This is a genomic window from Mesorhizobium sp. M5C.F.Cr.IN.023.01.1.1 (assembly GCF_003997585.1).
Lineage (GTDB): Bacteria > Pseudomonadota > Alphaproteobacteria > Rhizobiales > Rhizobiaceae > Mesorhizobium > Mesorhizobium wenxiniae.
Genome location: NZ_RZSU01000001.1, coordinates 70,537 through 92,738, shown reverse-complemented (window position 1 = coordinate 92,738; position 22,202 = coordinate 70,537). Strand labels below are relative to the sequence as shown.

The window sequence follows — 22,202 nt, the reverse complement described above, 5'->3', positions numbered from 1 at the left end:
TCTATCCGATGTGATCGACACCGACATTGCTAACATCACCAAGAAGATCGTCGCCGGGGGTCACCCGCAAGCGGCTAACACGGCCTTCTGGTATATGCGGGCATTTTCAACTGGTGTCGCAAACCGCCGCAACGGCTCATCGCGGTTTCCCCGCGAGGAATTGGAAAATCCGGCCCCGATCGTCAAGCGCAAGCGAGTGATGAACGATGCCGAACTGGCGGCTATCCGGTGTCGCAAACCGCCGCAACGGCTCGTCGCGGTTTCCCCGCGAGGGATTGGAAAATCCGGCCCTGATCGTCAAGCGCAAGCGAGTGGTGAACGATGCCGAACTGGCGGCTATATGGACGGGCTGTGAGCCCGAACCGGGCGATATCGGCTATTCGTTCGGCTCCATCGTCAAGCTGCTCATGCTGACCGGACAGAGGCGTACGGAAGTTGCCGCGATGCGTTGGTCTGAACTCAACCTTGAAGCCGGAACATGGGACCTATCGGCGGACCGCACGAAGAACGAAGAGCCTACGCTTATTCCGCTGTCCACACTGGCGGTGTCGGTCCCCCAGTCGGTACCGAAGACCAATGACACGTTTCTTTTCCCTGCGAGGGGCAACGGCTTTGGAGAACTGGACCCTTCACGATCTGCGCAGGACGCTCGCGACAAATCTCGGCAGGCGGCAGGTATTGCCACACGTCATCGAGCACATACTGAATCACAAGGCAGCGTCCCTGACAGACATAGGCGAAATCTACAATCTCTATACCTACGTCAAGCAAAAGCGCGAGGCGTTGCAGATGTGGTCAAATCACATCGAATGGCTGATCAAGCAGGCAGGGCTGGTGCTTGCGCTCGTAGCGGAACTCCGTCTCCTCAGAACGCAGGACCTTGCGCACCACCTTGCGCGAGATCTTCAGCTCACGGCAGATCGCTTTGATCGACTTCCCCTGGACCAGCGACAGCCGACGTATCTTTGCAATCGTCTCCAAAACCAACATCCAAAACACAAACGCCTCCGATCAAACCGGAGGCATCTTGATGACCCCATCGTTAAGGGGTCCCGTTTGGACGAAAATCACCCCTTAAACAGGGTCCTCATCCACGAAAAATCAATGCACTACCTTCCAAAGCTGAGAGAGATCGCCACCGACCGCTTTGAAGGGGCTTTCGGCGGTCTCGTCAGCGAGGTTGTGGCATGAAGAAACATCAATCCACCGCATTGGGCCGAAGCATGCCACGGGCTCATGCCGCGGAGAGCGGGAAGATATTCTTGAAAGAAGCGGTCTCCGACATCAATACCGACAGGATCGGCAGCTTTCTCACGTCACTTGAGGTCGAGCGTGGCAGTTGCGACCCGCAATGCAAGGCTGGCGGCGATGCATACCTTTGCGCGGTGCCTGATCTCGGAGCACCCCGAATATATGGATACGCTGCAACTGGTGGTGACACTTCCCTTCAAGAGGGCGCGCGGGTGGCACCTGTCGAATATCTCGAAGGGCCCGGAAAATCAAGAGCGTCCTGGCGCGTATTGACCGCCGCACGCCTCTGGACAGCGGGATTACGCGCTGTTCTCGCTGATGTTCAATACGGATGCACGAGTTCAGGAAATCCTGAAACTTCGAATTTTGACCTTCGTCTGGTATCGCCCTGTCCCGCCGAGCAAAGGGGCTTTCTCAACGACCGCGGCACACCGCTGACCCGGTTCGGTGTTCGATACTTGCTGCGCAAACATTTTGATATGGCTGCGGGGGAAGGAACCACCCTGGCGGAAAAAGCATCCATCACCGCTCTTTGCGGCACACGACGGCCATCCACCTTGTCAAGGCGGGTGTTGACATCGCCACCATCAGTCAATGGCTAGCCACTCGGGGCTGAACGTAACGTGCGCTACGCCCGGGCCGGTATCGATATGAAGCGGCAAGCGCTCGAACAAGTCTTTCCCGACGTGATGTCATCGGCAAAAGATCAGACAATCATCGCTATGATGGCGGGATGTTACGCTGGCTGCAGCGCTTGTAGACGCTCAGTTATGTGGAGTTGTATCGTGGGAAGTCGCGCGTCTGTGGGCTCTTGCGTTGTCAGCTCCACATCTCTCCGCAGTGCACGTTGTCGCTGTCGAAGAGCCGTCTGTTCATGACTTCGTGCTGGCACGGCAAGGATTGTCCATATTGTGGGCGTCTTGCGCTTGCCGAGCTTGTCCGAAATCCAGCGCCGGATCAGGCGTGAACACTGTTGCGTAGTTCGTCAGCCAGAGCGCGGAGAACGTCGGCGCTCCCTTCCAGCGCCGTAAAAGCGTAGGGATTGAGGAACTGTCGGCCCCAGAACAGATTGCGATCTGTGCCGGATAGCGCAGCTTCCTCGCTGACACGCGGCCAATTCTCCGCAATGCATCGGAGCTGGCCTTCAACAATCGCAAGAGCTTCCGGCGCGCTGAGCAGGAAGTGATGCGCGGCTTCAAGGCACGACGCGATCCGGCTCATGCGGTTATTGCCGCTGATGAGCATGGCCTGGCTGGCCTCCTGGCCACTGCGGGCCTGCGGACAAATATCGTAAGCAGGCGTGAGGGTGAGCTTAGCCCCGTCCCAGAATGCCGCATGGTTGCGGGCATGATCGTCGGTGTTGCCGCAAAGTATGTTGAAGACAATGCGGCCGAACAACTCGCGCAGAGTTTCCGACGGCGCGGTGAATCGGTGGCGAATGATCTCCGCCAAATCCTGGTAGCTGGCGTAACGCGCCATCATCTCATCGAGCGCGAGCATCGTCAGCGCTGAGACCATGGATTTGCGTTGCCAGCCGCCCGTGACCTTGATCCGGTCGAATCGCTCGACGAGCAACACGTCCTTGCCTGCGGCGCGAACGAGCGAGACGGATGCCGCTCTGATGCCGCACAAGGCGGCAAGCCGCATGGCTATGAATTCTCCTTTGACGACGCTGTAAAGGTCGGCAGACGAGGAAAATTTCGCGACATGCTTGATGGCGTCGTCCTCGATCAGCGCCTTTGGCCTTGCGCCGCCGATCGAGCTGCCGTGATGCAGCGCCTGATCTAATTCGGAGGTGAGCGGAATACCTTTCTCTACCCGCTCCGCCGATTGGACAAGCTCTTCGAGAGTGGCATTGGCCAGTGCGCGCGGCTCGTAATTCGTGGGCGAAAACTGAAAATCGAGCGCGCCGATGCGGTCCGAGCCTGATTCCAGCAGGAACGTCAGTTCTGAAATATCGAGCCGCGCGATTTCATCGCCCTTCACACCGAATTTGCGGTTTAGGATAACCCGTCGTCCCCAGGCATCGGGGGCAGCATCGCGGATGCATCCCGGCATGGTTAGGCCAGGAAGCAAAGGCAATTCGCCTGCCTTCAGGGGCAGTTCCGGGAGATAAAGCGGGATCGCGCTGCCCAGTTCACGAAAGCTCCTGCCATAGTTGAAGCTGACGAGTCCGTCATGGGCATATAGCCGCCCGGCGACAACCGGCGCGGTCTCGCCCGGCAGCCAGACCCAGACATAGGCTTCGTCGTACTTGGGGACCTTAGAACTCATCGACGATCTGCTTGCCGGCCTTGTAGACGTGCTTCGGCAGCAGCGCGATGCGATCGTCCATGCGGCCTGTGAGGGCTGTGATGCCCTTGCCGTCCGCATCGAACAGCTTCACACCGACAATGGCAGCAGCTTCGAACATCAGTCCGATTTCAACTTTGGGATCGCCCTTCTCGATGCGCTGCAGGGTGCTGCGTGAAACACCGATTCTCTCGGCTAACTCCTGTGCGGTTAACCGGTGCTGCATCCGGCCCAGCCGGATGGTCTTACCGAAAAGGCCAAGCGCTTCCATTGCGTAGCGCGAATAGGTGCGTTTATGCGTTGCCGTCATTCGGGTCTCCGTGACCTATCCATGAGCCATATCACCTCATTTCGACCTTTATATAGGTAACGTCGCAGAGCGACTGCCAAAGTCAAGCCTCCGTATCGTATGATCCAAATCCCCCTGATTCGACTTTATATGCAGCAAGAGTTCGCATCACGGCTACGTTCGGAAAGCGAGGTAGAATGCGACGGGAGACGCAAGCGTTACCCATCCGAACAAGGACGGCGAATATTGCCTACGGCTCCTGCACAACCGGCCAGCTCTGCGCGCCTCGGGCGAGGCGGAGATCTGGCGCTGGACCGCGGACAGCCTTGAGATGCCTCGCATGAGTCATTCGATGGGCGGTCCCTGGTGCCACTACGCCAAGCGCGATGAAGCGTTGCGGTCTTCGTCGCGCGCAACGGCGAAAGCGTGCAGGAGGATGGCTCGGGTCAGGGTGGACAAGCATCTGCGTAACAATTTGCTTTTCGAGGACGGGACGAGTCCAGGTTGGCCGCTGCTCAAGGCGCTGGCTCCGCAGCAGAGCGGAGTGAACTGGAAAGTCTGGTCCGGCGTCGAGGCACGGCGCAAGGCCTGCCGCGACGGGCGCGGATAGTGCTGCTGGCCAGCGAGAGGATGTAGAACAAGGAAATTGCCTTACGCCTTGGTGCAACGCCCAACACAGTGGGCACATTGCGTCGGCGCTTTGCCGAACAGCGGCTCGATAGCCTTTACGATGAACCGCGTCCCGGCGCGCCCGATGAGGAGATTGCCGAGACGATCCGGTTGACGCTGGGAGACGACGCCGCGGGACGCAACCCACTAGCCTGACTCTGCAATCTTGAGGAGCGCCAAGTTTATTCTGGCGTGCGGCGAGCTCAACGCCGAGCCGCTTGGCATCGATGCACGACACGACGTGATGCGGCGGTGTCGCACGGGTTCTCACGGTTTGTGGCTTCGGGATCGCGCGGAAGGCCACGCTTTTCTGGCGGCTCGCGCACCGGTGCCAGACGGCCGTCGGGACCTTAAAATCGACGGGATGACCGGCGGACAACACCTCCACGCCGGCCATACCAGGCCTGGCGGACCGCCCGGACAATCCTGAGATCCTGGCCAACGTCGGCGCCGCTTGGATAGCCGCGATTGAATGGATTGCGCGCAGAGGCATTGTGCGTCCTTAATGCACGCATGGTCTTACGTGCTCAGCGTCAGAAACGACTGCGCTTAAAACGTCAGCTTGAAGCCGGCCGACAGGGTCAAGGCATAGAAGTCCATGCCAGCGCTATCCTTGTGGGCTCCTTGTTCGCCGGTCGCGATGCTGTAGGCCGTTTTCTAGCCTTTGTTGCGAAAATATTTGTCGACATTGCCGGCCAGGAAGACGCTGGCGCGGTCGGTCATCTGATAATCGATCTTGGCGCCGGCCGAGATGAACGGCACCGTGAAGAAGTCGTCCTCAAATCGCAGGCCGCGCCCCTCCTCGCGCAGCCAGTGATGGTCAACAGCGCTTGCATCAACGGTGAAGCCGCTGCGGAGCAGACCCGAGAGCGTCAAGTTCCCGAGCGTCGTGGTCGCTTTCGCGCCAAGGAACAGGCCGAAATAGCGCTGTTCGTAATCGATGACCGGTTCGCCGTCCGGGAACTTGCCGCGATCCTCGCGAAAGCCGAAGCCGTCCCCACTCTATATGTACGAACCGCCATAGGCCTTCCACTTCATGTTGGTGTATTTGAAGCCACCATGAAGGTTGATAACCGTGGCATCGTTGATCACGAAGTCTGGGCCTGCTGCCATGTCAAGGTTGATGTAGCGGTCAAGGCGGGTGTCGGGGTGGATTGACTGATCCGACCAATCCTGTCCGGCAATACGCCGTTGGCTGAGATGGTCCAGTTCTTCCAGACCTCGGCCTTTAGCCCGGTGGTCAGAACCGGCGCGCCGGTTTCCCAGATCAATTTGCTGATACGATTGCCCACTTCGTCGTAGAAAAGCTCGTTGCCCTTTAGCCAGGTGTAGCCAACGCCACCAAGAAACACGACGCTCTTGTCGGGCGCTGAATAGGTGGTCGAATGCGCCGCCATGGCGATGGTCGACGATGTGCAGAACGTGCCGAAAGCAAGAATTGCAAATGCTGATGTGCAGCGATTCATGGGGCCTCCTCGGGACATCCGTTGGTGATCTTTCGTTGAACGATGGCGGCTCACAGCGCCCGTTCGCAGGCGTTGTTTGTCGCGGCGACCATTGCTGGGCATTGGTGCAAAGACGTTGAACTCCGATGCGATGTCCGGGACGGCTTTGGTCATTGCCCTTTGTCTGGTGCGCTGCATAGAACGGCTTGGTCCGCCCACTACCGCGTTGCCGGGCCATATAAGAGATTTGGCCCGACGCGAGAGGCGGCACTCGTGGCCAGAGAACGGGATCGCACCGGCCGCCACGCTGTCAAAATGCCGAAGTTGGTGATCCGGCACGACGCTTAGCTTCTTCCCGCTCTTTGGCGATGAAGCGTTCCAGCGTGTGAATCTTGAGCACACCTGAAATCACTTCGCCGCCGAGAACCAACGCCGGCGTGACGTTGATGCACAGCTCCTTGGCGAGCGCGCAATTGCGCTCGAGGACGTTTTCGATGGCGCGGTCTTCCATGTCCCGCTTGAGCTGCTCAACCTCGAGGCCAACGTGTCGTGCGATAGTCAAGATGTCGAATTCGCTGAGCTGCGCGACCGCTCCGGGACGTGGGACTTTCAGTAAGCGCCCCGAACCAGCCTATTTCCTTTCACAGCCAACCGCGCCGCTTGAAAAAGAGATACGGAACCACGGCGGAGAGCACCATCAGACCCAGCGCAAAAGGATAGCCCAGAAGCCATTTTAGCTCGGGCATGGCATCGAAGTTCATGCCGTAGATCGAGGCAACCAGCGTCGGCGGCAAAAACACGACGGCAGCGACCGAGAAAATCTTGATGATCTGGTTCTGCTCCAGATTGATGAGACCCAGCGTCGCGTCCAGCAGGAAGTTGATCTTGTTGGACAGGAAGGTCGCATGGTCGCTGAGGAACGTGGCATCGCGCTGGACGAGCTTGATACGTTGCCGGATTTCCTTCTGCAACTTGCGACCGGACGACGCGACTGCCCAGCTGGTCGAGTCACTCGCGCTATGGTAGGAGACGAGCCGCGCGATGCTCACGAGACTCTCCTGAATTTTCGTCAGCAGCTCACCCTTCCGGCCGATTCGCTCGACAAGGGATTGAAGGTTGCGTGTTTTCTTCGAGGCGCTCGGAGACGTGTTGCGAAAAATTTCGCGTGAGAGTGCATCAATCTCGTCGCCGATGCGCTCAAGCGTGTCGGCCGCGCGGTCGATGATCGCTTCGATCAGACCCAGCATCACCAATTCGCCGGACGTGCAGGGAGGGCCGCTAGTACGCTGTGCTTTCGCCGCATAGATCAAGAACGGCTTCGGTTCGGCGTGGCGGACAGTGACGAGCGCCTGGCCCTTGATAACGAAGGTAACCGGCGCTTTGACAGGGTCCTCGCCCTCGATATTCGCGACCGCGGTGATCGTCATGAACTCGGCGCCGTCTTCATGATAAAGACGGTCCGACAACTCGATTTCCGCCATCTCGTCGCGCGTCGGGATATCAATGGCCAGATGCGCCTTAACAAGCTTCACTTCCTCAACAGTCGGGTTGAGGAGGTCGAGCCAGAGAGCACCGAGAGCTTCGGCCTCCGGCAAGCCGTCAATTGCTGTCAGATGGCCGTTCTGGCCCGTGTAGATGCGCAGCATTTATGGCCCCTTCGGCAAGGCAGTATGCCGCCCGCGGAGCCTTTCCGTAACCGGGGCTGAAGCGCTCTACACTGATCTCGGTCATTTTGGCCGCCGGCCGATTGTGCTGGCTTGGCTGGCGATCGCATTTCCGTGCCTGCTGCTTAGCTATTTCGGGCAGGGCGCGTTCGTTCTTTCCCGAGGCGGGACGATCTGACATCCATTCTTCGAGATGACCACGGCTGGACGTTGGTGCCGATGGTGGTGATGGCTACGGCGGCAACTGTGATCGCCAGCCAGGTCGTGATTCCGGCGCTTATTCACTTGTGCGACAGGCCGTCCAACTCAACATGCTTCCGCGCTTCGAAATCCGGCATACATCCGAAATGCAATTCGGGCAGATATACCTGCCGCGCGTCAACCTGCTGCTCGCATGGTCGGTCATGTTGCGGTCATCGGCTTTGGTGAGTCCAGCGCCCTCCCGTCAGCCTATGGCATATCGGTCACGGGCGAAATGGTTGTGACGACAATCCTGCTCCACGTCGTGATGAGGCGTATCTGGAGGTGGACGCTCCTCCCGGCGCTCGGCCTTGCGCTCGTCTTCGGGGTGGTCGATGTCGGCTTCTTCTCGGCGAATATCATGAAAGTGCTCGACGGCGGCTGGGTCTCAATCCTTGTCGCCGGCGTGTGGTCGTGATGACTTGGGTTCGCGGAACCCGCCTCCTCTTCGAGAAGTCCCGCAAGAGCGAAGTCCCGCTCGATTTGGTTGCCGAGCAGATGACTGCCAAGGTGCCGTCGCGGGAGTGGTTGGAATTGTGAGTTGGCGTAGTCTCCGGGGTGTCAACCTCGAATCATCCGGCCTTGCGGTGCCGGACAGGAGACTACGCCATGACAAGGACTACCATGAAAGCCGAAGCCGTTCATCCGGGGGATGAGGCGACGAGCTATCTTTTCGACAACTGGTTTGATCCGATCGAAGCTGGCCTGCGCGAGCGGGTGCGCGGCTTCATCGAGACGATGCTCGAGACCGAGTTGGAAGCGGTGCTTGCCCGTCCCCGTTATGGCCGGCAGCCGGCGGCGCGCCAGTGATGAGATCACCGGTGTCGCCGGCCACCGCCACGGCAGCCGGACGCGCACGCTGACGGGGATCTTCGGCACCACTGAGATCACGGTTCCGCGGGCGCGCCTCGATGTCGACGAGGACAAGACGGTGGAATGGAGGAGCAAGGCTCTGCGCGCCTATCAGCGGCGCACGAAGGCCGCCGACGCACTGATCGCGTCGAGCTACCTGGCGGGCACGAACACGCGACGCGTCCGTCGTGCGCTTGCCGCCTTGTTCGGCGGCGCGATCGGCAAGGACGTCGTCAGCCGCACCTGGCGCAAGGTGAAGACGGACTGGGACGCCTGGAAGGGTCGCTCGCTGGCCGACGAGCCCGATCGTGCGCCTGATCCTCGACGGGACGGTGGTTCGTGTCAGGCTCGACCGCAAGGCGACCTCGATCCCGCTGCTCGTTGTCATCGGCGTGCGCGCGGACGGCCACAAGATCCTGCTCGCGGTCAAGAACATGGGCGGCGAGACGACCGAGGCCTGGCGGGCGATCCTCGACGATCTCGTCGCACGCGGCCTCCGCCGCCCTGAGTTCCTCATCGTCGACGGCGCACCCGGCTTGGACGGGGCGATCGCTGGGCTGTGGGACGGGGTGCCGGTTCAAAGATGCACGGTTCACAAGCACCGCAACCTGCTCGCCCACGCTCCCGAGCGCCTGCACAAGGAGATCAGCGCCGATTACACCGACATGATCTACGCGGCCACGCCGGAGGAGATCGAGAGCCGCCGCAAGGCGTTCCTGCGCAAATGGCGGCTCAAGTGCCGGGCGGTGGCCGACAGCCTGGAGGAGGCCGGTGAGCGCCTCTTCGCCTTCACGCGCCTGCCGCCGAGCCAGTGGAAAAGCGCACCAGAACTACAAACGCGATTGAGCGTCTGCATGAAGAGTTCAAGCGGCGCATCAAGACCCAGACCGTGCTGCCTTCGGCCGAAACCGCGGCAATGTTGTTCTGGGCGTTGATTGCGTCCGGCGAAATCTCGATGCGAAAAATCGACGGATGGCACACGCTCCCCGCCAAGCCACTCGATCAGCAGATTGACCTCGCCGCATGAACCGATAACCTCAATTTGCCGGAGGCTGCTCCGCCAAATTCCAACACGATCCGCTACGGCACCGACTCCAGAGCCTTCTATGACAAATATTACACGCCCAGCAACGCCGTCCTGGTGGTGGCCGGCGATGTCGAGCCGGAAACGGTCAAGGCGCTGGCCGATAAGACGTAGGGAACCGTGCCGACGGCTCCTGGTCTAACCCGCATCCGCCCAGTCGAGCCGGAGCAAAACGCCAAGCGCACGGTGACGCTGACCGGCGTGCGCAATTCGGTGCCGCGCTTTTCCACGCAATGGATGGTGCCGTCCTATCATACGGCCGCACCCGGCGAGGCCGAGGCGCTCGACTGCTGGCCGACATCCTCGGCGGCGGGACCCGCAGCCGGCTATACCAGCAGTTTTCGACCGCATACGCGCCCAGCTTCTCTCCGAAATCATTGCCGATGAGCGCGAACCTCACGCGATCCCCGAGCTGGCCTGGCGGCGCGGACTCTACGGCACGCATCCGTATTCGAGACCGCCCAAGGGAGCCTGACCAGCGTAACGCCCGCCGATCTAAGCGCCTTCCACAAAGCCGCTTTCGCCCGCGACGGGCTGCATGTGGCGGTCGTAGGCGACATAGATGCCAAAGCCCTGAGAGCAAGGCTCGACCAGCTGTTCGGCGATTTGCCTCAGAAACAGGCGCTCGCCCCCGTACCTGATGTCACCCCGAAGCGGCGAGCGGACGCAGGTCGCAACGCCCTCCCCCAGACTTCGCTCCAGCTGGCTTTTCCCGCCATGGGACGCAACGACCCGGAATTCTACGCGGGACAGCTGATGAACGATATAGTCGGAGGCTCACGATTTACCTCACGTCTGTTCCAGGAAGTGCGCGAAAAGCGCGGCCTTGCCTACGGTGTCTCGTCCAGCTTGGAAGACTACCAGCCCAACATGCTTGTCGTGACGACGTCGACGCGCGCCGACAGGGCGGCCGAGACGCTCGACCTGATAAGACAACTAATCAAGGAGCTGGTGGACACAGGCCCAACAGCGGCCGAACTCGAAGCGAGCAAGAAGTATCTGATCGGCGCCTATGCTATCGACAATCTGGGTTCCTCCAGGCCGATTTCCGCCACGCTTGTCGGGTTGCAGCTCGACAAACTCGGCATAGACTACATCCAGCGCCGCCCGGCCCTCATCGAGCAGGTGATCCTCGAGCAGGCAGGGCGGCGGCGAAGAAGCTGCTTTCGGCCGAGCCCGCGATTATGGGCGTTGGCCCGTGACAGCGAATAATCCCACGCTCTACAATAGCTGAAGGACTCGCCGACCTACGTGTGGCTGATCCGACTATGGTGTGGCAGAATGAACGCCTTGAGTTCTGCCTGCTCGCCCTCGCAGACCAGGTTCTCTCCCGTGGTTCGATTCCCGACCCGAGAACGCCGTCGTTCCGAGAAAGTATTCTAACTTTTCCGTATGCCAAATACGGGAAAGTTAGAAACTCTTGAATATGAAGCGGATTATGCTAGCTTTCCCGTATCTCAGATACGGGAAAGTTAGAAAATGGCCCTTCACCTCGTTGGGGAAAACATCGATAAAACCCGCAGCCACTATCAGGCTGAAACGGGCAAGCTCGTCCAGCTAATGCGCGGCATCTATGTCGATGCCGGGGAGGATATCGAGGCCACGATACTCAAGCACGCCGTCCGCATCGCCAAATACCTGTATCCGAACGCTTACCTATCGGCGGCGAGCGCTGTGCTTCTCGGCCCGACCCGGGATGGCCGCCTGTTCCTGAGCGGGCGACGAATACAGCGCAGGCGCTTGCGCTTGCTGGAAATCATTCAGAACGCAGCTCCCGACCACCCATCAGTCGCTCAAGCGATTGTCGATGATGGAATGGGAGAATTCCGGATCGACGTCTCCTCGATGCGCCAGCGCTTCCTCGAAGCTTTCCGCCTGCGCAGCGAACACGCGGCATCCATCGGCGAGACGATGCGCGAGGCAATCGCGAACCGCCTCATAGAACAATACGGCAGCGCCCAGGGCGCTGCCGACGCGACATGGGCGCTTGCCCGCGCGAACCAGTGGTATCGCGAGGGCGAGCACGCCGAGCGCTTTTTCCTCCGCCCTCCACTGACCACAGAACCGGCACGCAACGGAGCCGCGCTCGATCTGATCGTGGCGTGGCACGGCGCTCCGCTCGGAAATCTCACACATGATGGTTTTGAGTGGCGCTGGAATGCAGACGATCAGGGCCCGCCACTTGTTCGCCAGACCACGCCGGGCAAGCTCCCTCCTTTCATTCTGTCGCTGCTGCCTGAAGGCTGGCTTGAGTCAGTGTTGAACGACCGCGACGAGCGCGCGACGCTACGCTCGGGCAAACGCTACATGTCCAACATCACCATCGTCGAGCGTGCGAGCGATCTCTCCGCCCTGCCGCCCGACATCCTGTTAACCCGGCTCAATGGCTTCACTAGAAACACTGTCTTCACTGGCCAGTATGCAGGGCCGGGTCGCGGCGACCTGGAGCAGAGTTTCGAACGCAATCTCGCACAGATATTCGAGCGTACTGATACGCCTCGCCTTTCGGGTGTTCAGATCAAAGCGCCTATGTTCCTCAGTGCGGATGGCACCCTCTCTCCCAGTATCGGCCGGCCTTTTACCCACATTCTCAAACCTGCGGGTACGGGCGGATTTGAGGCCCTGCCAGTTATCGAATGGCAGTCGCTCGCTTTGGGCAGCGCGGCCGGTTTCAAGACGCCCGCGACAGCGCTCGTCCCGATGCCTGACGGGATGCCTCCGGCGCTACTCGTGGAGCGGTTCGATATCAGAACGAGCCTCGAGGACAAACACCTGCTCGCGCTTGAGGACTTCTGCTCGGTACTTGGCGTGCCCACCGAAGCAAAATACGACGGCACGATGGAGCGCATCGCGCGGGCACTAAGGCCGCTATCGACCTCTCCCGAAGAAGACGTCCTGCTTGTCCTGAAGCGATCCTTATTCGCCTGGCTGATCGCCGATGGCGACATGCACCTGAAGAACATGGCACTGCTGGAAATCGCAGAGCCCGGCAGCACGCAATTCAGCTCAGTTCGCATGGCTCCGCTCTACGACGCGGTCACGACTCGCGTGTTTCCACGCCTCGAAAAAGACCGGATGGCCCTCAAGCTGAACGGCAAGGACGATCGTCTGCGGCGCGCCGACTTCAAGGCTTTCGCGAGCACGGCTGGCCTCAAGGCAGCCGATGCGGATACCAGCATCGACGATCTTGTTGCAGCCCTCTCACGCGCGCTCAACCACCTCGAATTGCCGCCGCCTCTATCAGACGGCTCTCAAGGCGCGAAGATGGCGGAGCAAATGCGCGCGATTGTCCACGAACGCATCGAAGGGTTTGCATAGATGATCGATCTAACTGATACGCCGGTTTCCATGGACCGCACTTCCCAGCCGTGATGGGCGAGACCGCCCCGACAAAGCTTGGCAAGGGCTCGAAAGTTCAGGCTAATGATAGATGCTCAGTGGAGGGCCTATTTTCTAGCGCCGGCGACGTAACCGCTCGATCGTCTGCACAATCCCTCCGGGCGTCGGCTGGCGCAGTCGATGCGGTCGAGATCTCTGCTCGTCGTGGCAATGTTCACGGTGGTCTTTTTGGAGATCCATCCATTCCAGGACGGCAATGGAAGGCTATCGCGTTCTGACGACGCTTCTGCTGATGCGCAGTGGCTATGCTTATGTGCCTTACTCTTCGCTCGAAAGCGTGATCGAGAACAGCAAGGAGGGCTACTATCTGGCGCTTCGGCAAACTCAAAAAACGATCCGCAGTCCGAGGCCTAATTGGCAGCGCTGGGCTGTTTATTTCCTGCGCGCTCTTCAGCAGCAAAAGCAGCGGCTTGAGAAGAAAATCGAGCGCGAGCGTCTCGTGCTCGGTACGCTTCCGGAATTCTCCCTTCAACTAGTTGAAGCCCTCAAGGAGCGCGGGCGAATGACCATTGGCGAGATCGTCAACCTGACCGGTGCAAACCGGAACACCGTCAAAAAACATGTGGCAACCCTGGTCGAAATAAACCATCTAGCCCCAACATGGAACCGGCAAGGGAACGTGGTTTGGCAGACGTTAACACAGACTACTTTATGTGATTCAACCCACGAAACGCACCACGTCCATTTACTTTGAACACAATATGATAAGGAACACTCTTTCCGAGCTTAAGCCCCCGGGCAAAAAGTTTTCGAGGGGTGGTTGCCGCCGCCCTCAGTGCAATTAACCGGTATTGAGTTCCAGCTTGCCAGCAGCGGTTATCAGCGTGGCGTCGATGGCAAGTCCTCCTTTGAAGGCGGTCGCATTCGAGGGGAATGCTCTACAGGGACGACCCGCCGTAAACGACGCTCTTTCGAAAATCCCCGACCTCTTCCACCACAACGACCCCCCTTCTCGTTTTTTGGGGCGCGACCTGCACGGTCCCGAGCCCAGCTGGCAGATGATCTGCGTGCCTACGGTCGCAAAGAAGGCATCACCGTGCTGATTCTCGATTGTGGTCCCTTTTGATTTTCCACGCCCGTTTGTGGCGCTCGCGATGGGGGGCGGCAAGATCGAGGACTTTTGAAAGCAATTTCAATCCGATGATGCTCAAAAAAGGCATTTGGCTGCACTGCTGCTATTCGGACCGATGGCCGGTACGCGCGGTCGGGAAGCCGATGTCCATTGTTCAGTTTGCACCTGATGAGAACCGCAAGCCATCGACCAGAAGCGTTCAAGAATTCTCCCTTTCAAGTTGAGTGGATGGTCTACCAGCCGTATGGCCGAGGCCCTATAAGGACCCGCAGGTGCGGAGTACACGCCGAGGCTCTGCCGATTATACATATCAGCTGCCTTTGAGAGGAACCCGGTTTGCCCCTGTGCCTGCCGATGATCCGCCACTGAAATCCCCGGACCTGTTTGGCGCCGTCCATCGCCTGCCGGCACTTGGCACGTCAGTTCGCGAGCGGTCATTTGTGGTCCTCAACCCGTCGAGCGGCGAAGTGCTGGCAGGACGTCCGACATGGGCGTGGAGGAGACACGGGCTGCGGTAGACGAGGCCTATGTCGCGCAGCCTGGATGGGCGGCGCTGACCGCCCGAGAGCGCAGCGACCTTCTTTGGCGATGGCATCAGCTGATCATCGCCATGCAGGCGATCTCGCCGCGATTCTGACTGCGGAAATGGGCAAGCCGTTTGCCGAAGCCAAGTCGGAGGTTTCGCATGCGGCCGCGTATCTGCAATGGTACGCCGAAGAAGCCAATCGCATCTATGGCGAGACGATCTCCGCACCGTCTACAGACCGTCGGATGATGGTGATCAATCAGCAGATCGGTGTCGTCGGCACGATTACGCCATGGAATTTCCCAGCGTCGATGGTGGCGCGCAAGATCTCGCCGGCCCTGGCGGCGGGCTGCGCGATCGTGCTCAAACCTGCTGAACAGACGCCGCTCGTGGCAGGTGCAATGTTTGCCCTCGCGCAGCAAGCCGGCTTTCCTGACGGCGTTGTCAACCTGGTCTATGCGTCCGAAGGTGATCGCGTGGGGCCGCGAACTCTGCTCCAATGCCAAGGTCCGAAACATCAGCTTTACAGGCTCCACCGAGGTTGGCCGACTGCTCATGCGCCAGTGCTCGGACTAGATCAAGAAGGTCAGCCTCGAGCTCGGCGGCAATGCGCCCTTCATCGTCTTCGACGACGCGGATATTGACGCTGCCGTTGACGGGGCGATCCAGGCGAAGTTCCGCAATGCCGGCCAGACTTGCGTTTCATCGAACCGGCTTTACGTCCAATCGAGCGTTCACGATGAGTTCGTCGAGAAGTTCGTGGAGAAAGTCCGGCACTTATCGGTTGGCGACGGCTTCGCTCCGGGAGTGGACGTCTGACCACTCATCGACATGCATGCTTTGGCCAAGATCGAGTCCCACATCGCAGATGCCGTTGCTAAGGGTGGGATAATTCGATGCGGGGCCGAACGTTTTCAACCCACAGCCTTCACCGAGATCTCCAGCATCATGGCGGTTGCGCAAGAGGAGACTTTCGGGCCGTTGGCGCCGATCATCCGCTTCCACGATGCGGATCAGGTTGTCTGTGAGGCAAACGACACGATTTACGGGCTCGCCACCTTTCCATGCCTCGAACCTGAGGCGTGTCTGGCGCGTGGCCGAGGCATTGGAATATGGCATGATTGGCATCAATACGGGGCGTATGTCTTCGGAAGCGGCGCCCTTTGGCGGCATGAAGCAGTCCGGCATCGGGCGGGAGGGTTCCCGCCACGGGCTCGAAGACTACCTCGAAATGAAGTACCTCTGCATGGGTGGAATCTAAATGACGTCGCCCCGAGTTTCTCCAGTTTTGGGTTCGTTTCCGGCGTGGGTTGTGCGCTGCTGGGCGGGTGAAGCGACGGGGGCTGGCGCGGAGCCTTTCGCATAGCGCAGCGCGAGCGACCGTCGCGGATTGAAGGTGGTGGCGAACTTGGCCGGTGTCTGCCAGGCGATTTGGGAGTGCGGCCGCGCGGTGTTGCAGTCGGCGCGCCACAGGCGATAGCGATGCTTGCCATGCGCATGGAATGCCATTCGACCGGTTCTGATCCGCGCAGGAGAGGATGGCGTTCGAGATGAACTGGCTGGCATTATCACTGACCAGTGATGAGCCGGTTCAATTCCCGGGCAACCAAGTGCCCTCGACCGTGCTGAATAGTGCGCCTTTGCCATACCGGCGGATTAGCGCGGCCGACCTTACTTCGGCATGATGCGAGCAATTTCTGCACCAGGCGCGCAACGTATGCCACTCCCTCAGATCGCCCAGCGATACGTCTGGGCCTGCATGTTTGCTGCCTTCTGCGATGGCTTGCCGACACTTTCGGCTCGCCGGGTGTGATGATCTTCTTCTGCGTCTTTCCCTCTCGGCGATATTGCCGTTCGGCCGTCCCGACCAAGGCCAAACCTCGGGCCGTTTTCCCGTTCCCGGGTCGAGCTTGAACGTCTCGTCGATGATGTTCTGGCGTGCTGCGAGCTCAACGCCGAGGCGCTTGGCATCGATGCATGGCACGACATATTGCGGCGGTGTCGCACGTGTTCGACGGTTTGGGCTTCAGGATCGTGCGGATGGGCCACGCTTTTCTGGCGGCGCGAAACACGGGCAATGCGCGTTCAAAACCTGACAAAGGCAGAAACTTGTCAGGTTCAATCCAACCGCCATCCGGGCACTGCGGAGGGTTTTCAAAGCATATTCATGCACTTGCGCGCTGAGCCCGCTGGCATGGACCTTGCAACGCTTGCAGCAGGACGGTATGCAATGGAGCAGACGAGGATGTTCTCTCCCCTGAACCGTGTGCCGTCTCTGAGAGGGAAATAAGCTCGTGCAGAAAATCTCACAACCTTTGACAACGGCTTTGGAGAACAACGTGGTGTTGCAGATCGAGTCCCCGGCTCCTTCGATTCAAGCGGAAACCTGGCTGCGTGGCGAGCCCCTCACCAGCTTCGAGCCCGGCAAAGTGTACATCGTCGAATTTTGGGCAACTTGGTGCGGTTCGTGTGTGGACGGGATGCCCCATCTGATGCAGCTGCAGGAGAAATACAGGGAAAGCGGCGTTGAGATCGTAGGAGTCGCGGCTAGTGAACGCGCTCCAACGGCCGATGAGGCCCGAAGCACGTTGGACGCTTGGTTGACGGAAAAGTTCCCGAATCTGAACTATCGGATCGCATTCGACTCCACAGGCGAAATGGACAAGCTTTGGCTGGAGCCCAGCTTTTCTTTCTGGATTCCCACCAGTTTCGTGGTCGACCGAGACGGCTGCATCGCCTTTATTGGTGAACCGACGGAACTCGATGAGGTCTTGCCGAAGGTGCTTAACGGCAGCTGGCGCACCAGCGATCAGGCAAAATCCGCCGATGCGGAGCGGATCGCGGAAGGCGAACCCATAGCGCGCGAACAAGCGCTGAAGAAGCCGATCAAGGACAGATATCGGGCGGCGGTGGAGAAAAAGGATTGGAAGACGGCGCTCTCGGCGATCGAAGAAGGCATCGCCTTGATGCCGGACAACCTCGGTTTCCGCCGTTCTCATGTGAATCTGTTGCTTCACAAAATGAAGGACATGCAGGTCGGCTTGCCCGTCATGCGCCAATTCGTTCGCGACGCGATCAACAGAAACTCCGAGAATTGGATGGTTGCGGCGTTAGACGAGCTCTTCTTTCCGAACCTTGACCATTCGCACTTTCCGTCTGCTGAGCGCTTGGCGATGGGAAAACAGCTGTCCGAACACATCCTGGCACTGAATCCCCCGGAAAGCGACAAACGTAAGCTCCTGCCTTATCGTTTGGCAGCCCTGTACTATCACGAGAGCGGCAACAAAGATCGGGCGATCGAGTTGATCGAGCTGGCACTGAAGTCGCAGGGCGGTCCGGAGCTTATCCGGGACGAAGATGAACAGTGCGAAATATCGCATTTACTGCAGTTCCTGGCCTACTTCAAGGGTGAGAAGGTTTGTTACGGCGCTCTGTGTGCGGTTCCAAACAATGGCCGATTCGACAGCTGGTATACCGTTTGCGGCTGATTGTCAGGTTTATGTAAGGGACAGAATTGGCCGGGCGGACAGCTCTTGATGCGAACGGCGCAAACCCCCGCCCGGCTTGCGAAATCACCTGGGCCGCTCTTTTGGACCTAAGTCCGAAGGACTGCGGCCTTCTAAGATGCCCGCCTTTGTTTAGGCGGGCTATGAGCTGAGCTACGGGTTTTGCCCGCTTCTAACCGTTCGCCAGCCTGGCGCAGGTGCCTCTCAACACCTCCACCACACCGAGGTTTCATGCGGGTAGCGAATTCGATCTTGGCGGCATGGCCATTAAGCACATGGGATGGCCTCGCCTGGCGGCATGCCTGTGATCTGGTGCTGCAGCCCACGCTTGCCTCCGCCAGCGGTTCGATGAGGCAGCCTGTCGCACAATTGATATCAGGACTTCAATGCCGGAACGCCGGCGCCACCCTCAATTCAATAAATGAGGTGTCGCGCACCACGATTGGCTGCTTGATCCAGGCAATTCCGGCCGCCGTCATCCTCAATGAGGTGACCTCGACCAGAGCCTCGGCCTTGAATGGCATGATCGAGGTGCATGGGTGCGGCCACCGTCATTTTCGTCAATCCGAACGGGATTTCTTGCAACCGCTTTGCGGCTTTATCCAACACGCCAAGGGCCGCGCTGTCGACAGGTGGCGCGAGCTTGGCGCCGAGGCGTCCACGTCAACAGATTCTTCTGACAATCGGGACTTGTACGATCACCCCAGGGGGGCGAGAGCCCATGACGATCATCGTCGCGCCGGCCGCGATCTGAAGCAGGCGTCGGCGCGCCTCCCGCCTATCTTCTGGCGAGGCTTCGGTGAAAGACGCCGATGGCGGAACGGAAACACCAGGACCGGCTGAATAGATCCCGAGCTGTGCGATCGCGTTCGGCCAAGTTGAGGAAAGCGAGCTGAATGCAGGACTTTGCACGCTAGCACCGCGTTGCCGGGCCATATAAGAGATTTGGCCCGGCGCGAGAAGCGGCACTCGTGGCCAAAGAACGGGATCGCACCGGCCGCCACGCTGTCAAAATGCCGAAGTTGTGATCCGGCACGACGCTTAGCTTCTTCCCGCTCTTTGGCGATGAAGCGTTCCAGCGTGTGAATCTTGAGCACACCTGAAATCACTTCGTCGCCGAGAACCAACGCCGGCGTGACGTTGATGTACAGCTCCTTGGCGAGCGCGCAATTGCGCTCGAGGACGTTTTCGATGGCGCGGTCTTCCATGTCCCGCTTGAGCTGCTCAACCTCGAGGCCAACGTGTCGTGCGATAGTCAAGATGTCGAATTGGCTGAGCTGGCCGCGAGCAGCCATAAGGGCGTGATGGAACGCCTCATATTTTCCCTGTTTGCTGGAGGCGAGCGCCGCCAGTGCGGCAAATTTGGAACCCGGTCTCTTGCCCGGACAATGTTTGTAGACAACCTTCAGCATGGGATCATGCTTGAGGGCTTGCTGGATTGTACGGTCTTCCGCCCGGCACCGCGGGCAGTTGTAGTCCAAAAATAAGACGAGAGGGACGTCGCCATTCGGGTTGCCAGCAGTTGGCGCAGCGGCGTCGTTTAAGAGTGCGTCGCGCCGCTGTGGAATGAGCTTCCGCCAAAACGCGACGAGCCGGCTATGGTTTTCATGCTGGCGCACGTAGTCTTTGGCAACTGGACCATATTGCGTCGCCAGCCCGAAAAAAAGCAGGGCTAGGGCTGAAAGAGCGATAAGGCCGGCTTTTGGCGTAAGGCATGGTTAGGCTCCAATTAACAGTGAACGGCAGGGCGGCAACGGCTGGCCTTTTGACGTCAAAGGGGGCACCGCTTTAATGCCTCACCCGCTGTTCGCGGATGACGGGAGGTCAAGGGGCTCGTGCTATTCGAAGAGATGCGGTGGGATGGCTGGGCCCAACAGCCGACCCATCCGTGAGCGGCGCTGTGTGCGTGCGAACTGCCCCCGCGGTCGCCGTTCGCCGAGCGACTTCAGGCGGCCGAGTGCGATGGCTGAGCGTGACTGCAGCAAACACCTGCACGTAAAGCTGGGATAAGAGGGCTTAGGGCGCGCGGGACTCGCGCTGCGGTGTGCGGGATTATATTCAACAATTCTTGTCTCCTAACCGGATCGAGGCAGGTTCCTCCCTCCCGGGCATCTCCCGTCGCTGCGCTCCGGTCGAACGTTGCACCAAGGGTCCTTGCAAGCCCCGCGCCAATCGCGATGTCGGCACTTCAGGAAGTGATTGCGCGGGCGGCAGGTGGGCAGTGGTCAGCGCGCCTTTCCAGAATATCGCTCGCATAAACGTCCGGCGAGCGGCTCCGAGCGTACCTGCCATCGCCGGGCTCTGCGACAGCCTGAAATCTATCTCGAACCAAATCCGAATCGCTCGTTGAGTCTCGTCCCTCCCAGCGCGGTAAACCGCGCCTCGATCTCGGCATTCCAGCAAGCCTCCCACGAAGTTCGCCCGCTGGACAGGGTGAAGGTCTGCTGTCCGATTAGCTGGTTTAAGATCAGCTCAGGCTGCGGCGGCCGCTCGATCTCGCAAAACTCTACAATTCTGCGAATGGTCTCGAGCTGAACTTCGCGTCCTTGGTCGCCTATGATCTGCTCATAGCTCAATCCAAGAACATTCTCCTGATCCGCCCACGGTGCCACTGGATGGCAGCGATCATTGAAAATGAAAGGCGCGATCTCATCGAAGTACTTCAGCATTTTGTCAGGTCCGTCCGGCTCATTGCGCCACGTAATCTCAGCCCTCTCAGGCGGGCACCAATCGCTGTCACCTACATATCGCATCTGCGACACAATTGCCGCACGCATTTCGCGCGAAAGAAAGACGATCTTGAAATCCGCTAAACAATGGCGAGTGCCGATGTCGCACGGTAGATGCCCATAGCCAAACTGACCGGGCTGAATAAAGCGCGAGGATATCTCGATCGGTATCCATAGAATATTTTCGGAATGAGTGAAGCGAGCTCGCTCGACATCCACAAAGCGGAAGTCTCCAAGATAGTCTTTATTAAAGAACACATCGGACTGTACAAGCCCGAGCAGTCCAAGCAGACGGGCATATAGGTGGGTGCCCGCCTTCGGAATGGAACATATCATAACCCGCGAGCTTGAGCGGCCGGCCGTCGGCTTGATTGACCAAGATTCATTCGAGCAGGGATAAAGTGGAAAGGGTTGACCCGCGATATCGCGCAGCTCTTCTGGAAGCGGGTGAAACATTGTGGTTTCCTCACTGTTGCAGCGGCTTTTTTAAACAGCCGGAGCCAATGCGCGACAGGACAAGTTCCTGACCAGCTTGACCCCAAGCAGTCGCGCCCTCTGTTGCCGTACCAGAGAAGTAAAGCCCGTCGCATGCGCTAGCCGCGAGACGAACCGCTAGTACGGGTGGCATCGGCAAGCTCGTGGCCAACTTGCTGAGATGAGCTATTTACCAAACGCCACGTCGGCGTTCCCTAGAGATGTAGTCACCTTGTCATGCCCCCGGTTTCGATCGGACGATGAACCTAATCATAGAAGAACGCAAGTAAGATTGGTTATGTCGCCAATATACTAATGAATATATTTTCCCAGACGGCACCGCTTGCGTTGCCGTGCAGTCGTCCCCACTGCCCTGACGACGAGGACACCACGGTTTGCGCGGCGCATGCGCAGCCAGTAAAGTAAGCTCCATTGACAGCATCGGGCCAGGAGACGTCGTTAAACGAGGCCACTCGCAAGACCGCCTCGCGAGCGGCCGAGCGCATGCCCTCGCGTCCATTGCCCCGACTGCCGAGACATGGGCGCGAACGGAGCGGCAGCCGGAATCCGATATCGACCTTGTCTATGATCTGCGTCAGTGAACCGTCAGCGAGACTCGAATATGCAGGGCTTTGCTAGGCCTTCGCGGGTCGACTGCCAGCTTGGAACGAACACTAAGACACATGCGGAAGCCCCGACATACACAGAAA

16 protein-coding genes and 7 pseudogenes are annotated in these 22,202 nt (G+C 59.3%); 13 read left to right on the top strand and 10 right to left on the bottom strand.

What is annotated here, in order from left to right; genetic code table 11:
- Positions 1 to 10 precede the first annotated feature (10 nt).
- Positions 11 to 355 carry a hypothetical protein gene (locus EOA78_RS36720; RefSeq protein ID WP_164783581.1) on the top strand — a complete coding sequence of 115 codons (345 nt, stop codon included), beginning with the start codon at positions 11 to 13 and terminating at the stop codon, positions 353 to 355.
- A 473-nt stretch (positions 356 to 828) separates the two neighbouring features.
- Here the strand turns inward: EOA78_RS36720 and EOA78_RS36715 are convergent.
- A pseudogene (locus tag EOA78_RS36715) lies at positions 829 to 990 on the bottom strand (IS21 family transposase); the annotation flags it as partial.
- A 272-nt stretch (positions 991 to 1,262) separates the two neighbouring features.
- Between EOA78_RS36715 and EOA78_RS00420 the strand changes: the two are divergent.
- On the top strand, positions 1,263 to 1,853 hold the full coding sequence (locus EOA78_RS00420) for a hypothetical protein (protein ID WP_127313432.1): 591 nt from the start codon (positions 1,263 to 1,265) through the stop codon (positions 1,851 to 1,853).
- A 355-nt stretch (positions 1,854 to 2,208) separates the two neighbouring features.
- Here the strand turns inward: EOA78_RS00420 and EOA78_RS00415 are convergent, their stop codons facing one another.
- Together EOA78_RS00415 and EOA78_RS00410 are read right to left on the bottom strand one after the other, a co-directional pair.
- A complete protein-coding gene (locus EOA78_RS00415; protein WP_091595870.1) occupies positions 2,209 to 3,525 on the bottom strand; it encodes a HipA domain-containing protein in 1,317 nt (438 codons plus the stop codon).
- Positions 3,515 to 3,814, bottom strand: a complete 300-nt coding sequence (locus EOA78_RS00410) for a helix-turn-helix transcriptional regulator (RefSeq protein WP_240992510.1) — start codon at positions 3,812 to 3,814, stop codon at positions 3,515 to 3,517. The genes EOA78_RS00415 and EOA78_RS00410 overlap by 11 nt, the downstream gene beginning before the upstream one ends.
- Positions 3,815 to 4,268: 454 nt before the next feature.
- Between EOA78_RS00410 and EOA78_RS35755 the strand changes: the two genes are divergently transcribed.
- Positions 4,269 to 4,442 carry a hypothetical protein gene (locus EOA78_RS35755; protein ID WP_164783579.1) on the top strand — a complete coding sequence of 58 codons (174 nt, stop codon included), beginning with the start codon at positions 4,269 to 4,271 and terminating at the stop codon, positions 4,440 to 4,442.
- A gap of 527 nt (positions 4,443 to 4,969) precedes the next feature.
- Positions 4,970 to 5,659: a hypothetical protein gene (locus EOA78_RS37680; RefSeq protein WP_280141194.1), complete on the top strand. Its 690-nt coding sequence runs from the start codon at positions 4,970 to 4,972 to the stop codon at positions 5,657 to 5,659.
- On the opposite strand, the gene EOA78_RS36705 is transcribed toward EOA78_RS37680, so the two are convergent.
- The 3 genes from EOA78_RS36705 to EOA78_RS00390 all read right to left on the bottom strand — a co-directional run bounded on the left by EOA78_RS36705 (position 5,590) and on the right by EOA78_RS00390 (position 7,592).
- Complete coding sequence (locus EOA78_RS36705) at positions 5,590 to 6,120, bottom strand: hypothetical protein (RefSeq protein WP_236473727.1); 531 nt, start codon at positions 6,118 to 6,120, stop codon at positions 5,590 to 5,592. The genes EOA78_RS37680 and EOA78_RS36705 overlap by 70 nt on opposite strands.
- Positions 6,121 to 6,256: 136 nt before the next feature.
- On the bottom strand, positions 6,257 to 6,508 hold the full coding sequence (locus EOA78_RS00395) for a DsbA family protein (protein ID WP_281034021.1): 252 nt from the start codon (positions 6,506 to 6,508) through the stop codon (positions 6,257 to 6,259).
- A gap of 79 nt (positions 6,509 to 6,587) precedes the next feature.
- Positions 6,588 to 7,592, bottom strand: a complete 1,005-nt coding sequence (locus tag EOA78_RS00390) for a magnesium transporter CorA family protein (RefSeq protein ID WP_127313429.1) — start codon at positions 7,590 to 7,592, stop codon at positions 6,588 to 6,590.
- Positions 7,593 to 7,632: 40 nt separating this feature from the next.
- On the opposite strand from EOA78_RS00390, the pseudogene EOA78_RS00385 reads away from it, so the two are divergent.
- From EOA78_RS00385 to EOA78_RS00355, 8 genes and pseudogenes are all read left to right on the top strand, one after another.
- A pseudogene (locus EOA78_RS00385) lies at positions 7,633 to 8,342 on the top strand (KUP/HAK/KT family potassium transporter); the annotation flags it as partial.
- A 132-nt stretch (positions 8,343 to 8,474) separates the two neighbouring features.
- Positions 8,475 to 9,729, top strand: a pseudogene (locus tag EOA78_RS00380) (IS256 family transposase).
- Between the two features lie 60 nt (positions 9,730 to 9,789).
- Positions 9,790 to 10,121: pseudogene (locus EOA78_RS00375) on the top strand (insulinase family protein); the annotation flags it as partial.
- Positions 10,122 to 10,203: 82 nt separating this feature from the next.
- Positions 10,204 to 10,998 carry a pitrilysin family protein gene (locus tag EOA78_RS00370; RefSeq protein WP_329608241.1) on the top strand — a complete coding sequence of 265 codons (795 nt, stop codon included), beginning with the start codon at positions 10,204 to 10,206 and terminating at the stop codon, positions 10,996 to 10,998.
- A gap of 267 nt (positions 10,999 to 11,265) precedes the next feature.
- Positions 11,266 to 13,104, top strand: a complete 1,839-nt coding sequence (locus EOA78_RS00365) for a HipA domain-containing protein (RefSeq protein ID WP_091595876.1) — start codon at positions 11,266 to 11,268, stop codon at positions 13,102 to 13,104.
- A gap of 201 nt (positions 13,105 to 13,305) precedes the next feature.
- A pseudogene (locus EOA78_RS37875) lies at positions 13,306 to 13,362 on the top strand (hypothetical protein); the annotation flags it as partial.
- A 19-nt stretch (positions 13,363 to 13,381) separates the two neighbouring features.
- Positions 13,382 to 13,879, top strand: coding sequence for a helix-turn-helix domain-containing protein (locus tag EOA78_RS00360; RefSeq protein WP_236473726.1), 498 nt, complete (start codon positions 13,382 to 13,384; stop codon positions 13,877 to 13,879).
- Between the two features lie 714 nt (positions 13,880 to 14,593).
- A pseudogene (locus EOA78_RS00355) lies at positions 14,594 to 16,044 on the top strand (NAD-dependent succinate-semialdehyde dehydrogenase).
- On the opposite strand, the pseudogene EOA78_RS00350 reads toward EOA78_RS00355, so the two are convergent.
- A pseudogene (locus EOA78_RS00350) lies at positions 16,041 to 16,362 on the bottom strand (hypothetical protein); the annotation flags it as partial. The pseudogenes EOA78_RS00355 and EOA78_RS00350 overlap by 4 nt on opposite strands.
- Before the next feature lie 715 nt (positions 16,363 to 17,077).
- Here EOA78_RS00350 and EOA78_RS00340 point away from each other — a divergent pair.
- Positions 17,078 to 18,271 (top strand): TlpA disulfide reductase family protein, encoded by a 1,194-nt coding sequence (locus EOA78_RS00340; RefSeq protein WP_245477074.1) that lies wholly within the window; start codon positions 17,078 to 17,080, stop codon positions 18,269 to 18,271.
- Positions 18,272 to 18,672: 401 nt separating this feature from the next.
- Here the strand turns inward: EOA78_RS00340 and EOA78_RS35745 are convergent, their stop codons facing one another.
- The 3 genes from EOA78_RS35745 to EOA78_RS00325 all read right to left on the bottom strand — a co-directional run bounded on the left by EOA78_RS35745 (position 18,673) and on the right by EOA78_RS00325 (position 21,474).
- A complete protein-coding gene (locus tag EOA78_RS35745) occupies positions 18,673 to 18,813 on the bottom strand; it encodes a hypothetical protein (RefSeq protein ID WP_164783577.1) in 141 nt (46 codons plus the stop codon).
- A gap of 204 nt (positions 18,814 to 19,017) precedes the next feature.
- Complete coding sequence (locus EOA78_RS00330; RefSeq protein ID WP_245477073.1) at positions 19,018 to 19,908, bottom strand: DsbA family protein; 891 nt, start codon at positions 19,906 to 19,908, stop codon at positions 19,018 to 19,020.
- Between the two features lie 699 nt (positions 19,909 to 20,607).
- Positions 20,608 to 21,474: a sulfotransferase domain-containing protein gene (locus EOA78_RS00325; RefSeq protein WP_108722861.1), complete on the bottom strand. Its 867-nt coding sequence runs from the start codon at positions 21,472 to 21,474 to the stop codon at positions 20,608 to 20,610.
- Positions 21,475 to 22,202 lie beyond the last annotated feature (728 nt).

Excerpts from the sequence above, each read along its gene's own strand:
- EOA78_RS00415 (WP_091595870.1), bottom strand. The coding sequence starts at position 3,525 with ATGAGTTCTAAGGTCCCCAAGTACGACGAAGCCTATGTCTGGGTCTGG.
- EOA78_RS00410 (WP_240992510.1), bottom strand. The coding sequence starts at position 3,814 with ATGGAAGCGCTTGGCCTTTTCGGTAAGACCATCCGGCTGGGCCGGATG.
- EOA78_RS35755 (WP_164783579.1), top strand. The coding sequence starts at position 4,269 with ATGGCTCGGGTCAGGGTGGACAAGCATCTGCGTAACAATTTGCTTTTC.
- EOA78_RS36705 (WP_236473727.1), bottom strand. The coding sequence starts at position 6,120 with ATGACCAAAGCCGTCCCGGACATCGCATCGGAGTTCAACGTCTTTGCA.
- EOA78_RS00390 (WP_127313429.1), bottom strand. The coding sequence starts at position 7,592 with ATGCTGCGCATCTACACGGGCCAGAACGGCCATCTGACAGCAATTGAC.
- EOA78_RS00365 (WP_091595876.1), top strand. The coding sequence starts at position 11,266 with ATGGCCCTTCACCTCGTTGGGGAAAACATCGATAAAACCCGCAGCCAC.
- EOA78_RS00360 (WP_236473726.1), top strand. The coding sequence starts at position 13,382 with ATGGAAGGCTATCGCGTTCTGACGACGCTTCTGCTGATGCGCAGTGGC.
- EOA78_RS35745 (WP_164783577.1), bottom strand. The coding sequence starts at position 18,813 with ATGCCATTCAAGGCCGAGGCTCTGGTCGAGGTCACCTCATTGAGGATG.
- EOA78_RS00325 (WP_108722861.1), bottom strand. The coding sequence starts at position 21,474 with ATGTTTCACCCGCTTCCAGAAGAGCTGCGCGATATCGCGGGTCAACCC.